The sequence below is a fragment of the Escherichia sp. MOD1-EC5189 genome (assembly GCF_002966045.1).
GTDB classification, from domain to species: domain Bacteria; phylum Pseudomonadota; class Gammaproteobacteria; order Enterobacterales; family Enterobacteriaceae; genus Escherichia; species Escherichia coli_F.
Genome location: NZ_PTRX01000072.1, coordinates 1 through 3,192, shown reverse-complemented (window position 1 = coordinate 3,192; position 3,192 = coordinate 1). Strand labels below are relative to the sequence as shown.

Below are 3,192 nucleotides of genomic sequence, written 5' to 3'. Positions count from 1 at the left end.
GGTTAACACCGTCTCGTTGCCGGACAGTGCGATCCCGCCTGGCTTCAGGGGGTAACAGACCATGAAAAATATTGCGACAGGAGGCGTTCTGGAGCGTATCCGCAGACTGACCCCACCACATGTAACCGCCCCATTCAGAACGGTTGCGGAGTGGCGCGAGTGGCAACTTGCTGAAGGCCAGAAACGTTGCGAGGAGATCAACCGCCTGAATCGTCAGTTGCGGGTGGAAAAAATCCTGAATCGCTCTGGCATCCAGCCGTTGCACCGCAAATGCTCGTTTGCGAATTACCAGGTGCAGAACGAAGGGCAGCGATACGCGTTGAGTCAGGCGAAATCCATCGCTGATGAAATGATGACCGGGTGTACAAATTTTGCGTTCAGCGGAAAACCTGGTACCGGGAAGAACCACTTAGCGGCAGCTATCGGGAATCGTCTGCTGAAAGACGGTCAGACAGTGGTTGTGGTTACCGTGGCTGATGTTATGAGTGCCCTCCACGCCAGCTATGACGACGGGCAGTCAGGCGAAAAATTTTTGCGGGAACTGTGCGAAGTGGATCTGCTGGTTCTTGATGAAATTGGCATTCAGCGCGAGACGAAAAACGAGCAGGTGGTACTGCACCAGATTATTGATCGACGGACAGCGTCGATGCGTAGCGTGGGAATGCTGACAAACCTGAACTATGAGGCCATGAAAACATTGCTCGGTGAGCGGATTATGGATCGCATGACCATGAACGGCGGACGCTGGGTGAATTTTAACTGGGAAAGCTGGCGCCCGAATGTCGTCCAGCCAGGAATCACGAAGTAATTTTTACCGGGAGAAAAATTTAATGGAGACTGTTTTTGACGCACTGAAAGCAATGGGAAAAGCCACATCCATAGAACTTGCTGCGCGACTTGATATCAGTCGTGAAGAGGTACTGAACGAGCTGTGGGAACTGAAAAAAGCTGGTTTTGTTGATAAAACCGCGTACACCTGGCGAGTGGCTGAAAACAACGTTCAGCAGGAACAGCCAGTGCAGGCAGAAATGCCGGAAGAAACCACCACGGCAACAGTCGCGAAAATCTCAGAGTGCGATTTAACCGCGACGATTGAACAACGCGGACCACAAACGGCTGATGAGCTGGCTACATTGTTTGGTACCACATCACGCAAAGTGGCTTCAACGCTGGCAATGGCAATCAGCAAAGGTCGTCTGATTCGCGTAAATCAGGGCGGTAAATTTCGTTACTGCATACCGGGCGATAATTTACCAGCAGAGCCGAAAGCAGCATCGGTAGCGGAAACTGATGGTAAGGCCTTTCCTCAGACCGCAGGTGTTGCGTTACCAGTACAGGAGGCTGCAACACAGGAAGATATTAAAACAGAAACGGTGGCGGACATTGTGCAGTCGCTGCCATCGTTTACTGAAACGCGAGCGGATGACCTGGTTTTACCATCGCTGCATATGGCAAACCGCGAACTGCGTCGGGCGAAAAATCATGTCCAGAAGTGGGAGCGAATCTGCGCCGCGCTGCGGGAGCTGAACAAGCACCGGGATATTGTTCGACATATTTTCGATTCCTCCAGTCGTATTGTGTCGGAAAAGTGATTGCCGGAGGCACCTGTGGCAAAAGTATTTACACCAGAAGAGCGGGAAAAAATTAAAGGGCAGGTTATTGAACTCGTGCGCCAGAGTGGGCGCGAGACGTTACGGCAACTGGAAGCTAAAACAGGGGCGACAAGATACCTGATGAGCGTTCTCGCCAGAGAGCTGGTTGCCAGTGGTGATGTATACAACTCTGGCTACGGACTATTCCCGTCTGAACAGGCTCGTAAGGACTGGATAAAGGCCCGCAAAAAGATGTCGAAAGCAGCAGTGAAAAAAAAGAGCGACCCGGACTTGGTTTATTCATTACCAGACGGAGAAATACGTCGTTACAACAGACGACAGAACATAATCTGTCGCGAGTGCCGGAATAGTGAGGTTATGCAGCGAGTGCTGGCGTTTTATCAGGGTAATTTTCAGGAGGTGGCACAGTGAGCGGGATTGACTACCAGGAATTGGCTGCTGCCAACGCTTTCCTGGCGGATGTGCGGGCAGGGGCGTTTAACGACCTTTGCGCGGCGTTTGTCAGGCACGCAAAAGTTGCAGGACTGGATGATGCCGATATCGTAACGCTTAAGGAAGTGACAGAAGCATTGTTGCATTGTGCGGAACAGATTCGCGCGCCTGAATAATTAAATTTAGTGTTGTAAATAAAATTTAATCCTTAACCGGAGGTATGTCTATGTTAAATACACAGAAAACCATTAATGCGGAAAAATATAACGAGTGGGTAAAAAAATTCTCGGAGCAGATTTTTAAAATTACTGGTGACGAGAATGTGGCAAAAAATGAATTAGAACCGTGGACACCTGAAGGAACCGACCCAAATTATTGCTGGTGGCAGGTTGATCCGGTTGATGCTGCAAATGAAGCCATGAGTTACCACAACGATTAATGTCGGGAGGCCGCCCGAAAGGGCGGTAATAAAAATGGCTGAACTAATCGGAGAACAAAACGATGAAAAACCGTAAAGCAAAGATGCTGATAGCAAAGCCCGGGCAGCGTATCCGTATCTCAAATCGGCTTGTTATTTATTATAGATATCTGGGTTTTAGGGGGTGTTCCTCTATTCGTTTTTACGGTGTCTGGCGGAGCAGAAGCGCGGCGCAAAACCGCTGGAAAAACCACTTGCGCATCAAAGGAGAGGAGTATGGAAATAAAACCAGAAGATGAGTTAAGTAATATTGTTTTATTTCCGGCAAAAGAGGATGACCCACGTAATCAGGTTAATTTTCTTTATGAGCCATCGGAAAGACCATATTGCCATCACGCCTCTGTCCGGGTTGACGAAAAAGAACGTCAGGTCCGCTGTAAAATCTGCGGTGCAGTTGTGGAGCCGTTTGACTGGATGCTCTCAGTGGCGAAAAGAGAAACCAGACTGGCAGATGATGTAAGGCTATTGCGCCAGAAGGAACAGGAAAGGCGGAAAAATATAGAAAAGTTAATTCAGATTGAGCGTAACGCGAAAGCGCGGATACGCAGGGCGACAAAATCCAGAACTGAATAAATAAATTTAGCGCTGTAAATACAATTTAATCCTTAACCGGAGGGATTTCTGCACCCTCAGAACATCAGGAGGCCGCCAGAAAGGGCGGTAATAAAT

General features: G+C 49.1%; 6 protein-coding genes and 1 pseudogene. All 7 read left to right on the top strand.

The genetic code is table 11. The features are described from left to right. Window positions 1–61: 61 nt before the first annotated feature. The 7 genes and pseudogenes from ATB02_RS25390 (at window position 62) to ATB02_RS25360 (ending at window position 3,096) form a co-directional block, all read left to right on the top strand. Complete coding sequence (locus ATB02_RS25390; protein WP_105272397.1) at window positions 62–808, top strand: ATP-binding protein; 747 nt, start codon at window positions 62–64, stop codon at window positions 806–808. Window positions 809–830: 22 nt separating this feature from the next. Then, entirely contained in the window at window positions 831–1,592 is a 762-nt protein-coding gene (locus ATB02_RS25385; protein ID WP_123059872.1) for a DUF1627 domain-containing protein, read from the top strand. Between the two features lie 15 nt (window positions 1,593–1,607). Beyond that, window positions 1,608–2,024 (top strand): DUF977 family protein, encoded by a 417-nt coding sequence (locus ATB02_RS25380; RefSeq protein WP_032192794.1) that lies wholly within the window; start codon window positions 1,608–1,610, stop codon window positions 2,022–2,024. 26 nt (window positions 2,025–2,050) lie between these two features. Further along, a pseudogene (locus ATB02_RS25375) lies at window positions 2,051–2,221 on the top strand (ead/Ea22-like family protein); the annotation flags it as partial. Between the two features lie 50 nt (window positions 2,222–2,271). After that, window positions 2,272–2,484 carry a hypothetical protein gene (locus ATB02_RS25370; RefSeq protein WP_032192790.1) on the top strand — a complete coding sequence of 71 codons (213 nt, stop codon included), beginning with the start codon at window positions 2,272–2,274 and terminating at the stop codon, window positions 2,482–2,484. 62 nt (window positions 2,485–2,546) lie between these two features. Further along, window positions 2,547–2,762, top strand: coding sequence for a hypothetical protein (locus tag ATB02_RS27170; protein WP_071999323.1), 216 nt, complete (start codon window positions 2,547–2,549; stop codon window positions 2,760–2,762). Then, window positions 2,740–3,096 (top strand): hypothetical protein, encoded by a 357-nt coding sequence (locus tag ATB02_RS25360; protein WP_105272394.1) that lies wholly within the window; start codon window positions 2,740–2,742, stop codon window positions 3,094–3,096. Before ATB02_RS27170 ends, ATB02_RS25360 begins: the two co-directional genes overlap by 23 nt. Window positions 3,097–3,192 lie beyond the last annotated feature (96 nt).

Coding starts and splice junctions, on each gene's coding strand:
- ATB02_RS25370 (WP_032192790.1), top strand. CDS start 2,272: ATGTTAAATACACAGAAAACCATTAATGCGGAAAAATATAACGAGTGG.
- ATB02_RS25385 (WP_123059872.1), top strand. CDS start 831: ATGGAGACTGTTTTTGACGCACTGAAAGCAATGGGAAAAGCCACATCC.
- ATB02_RS25360 (WP_105272394.1), top strand. CDS start 2,740: ATGGAAATAAAACCAGAAGATGAGTTAAGTAATATTGTTTTATTTCCG.
- ATB02_RS27170 (WP_071999323.1), top strand. CDS start 2,547: ATGAAAAACCGTAAAGCAAAGATGCTGATAGCAAAGCCCGGGCAGCGT.
- ATB02_RS25390 (WP_105272397.1), top strand. CDS start 62: ATGAAAAATATTGCGACAGGAGGCGTTCTGGAGCGTATCCGCAGACTG.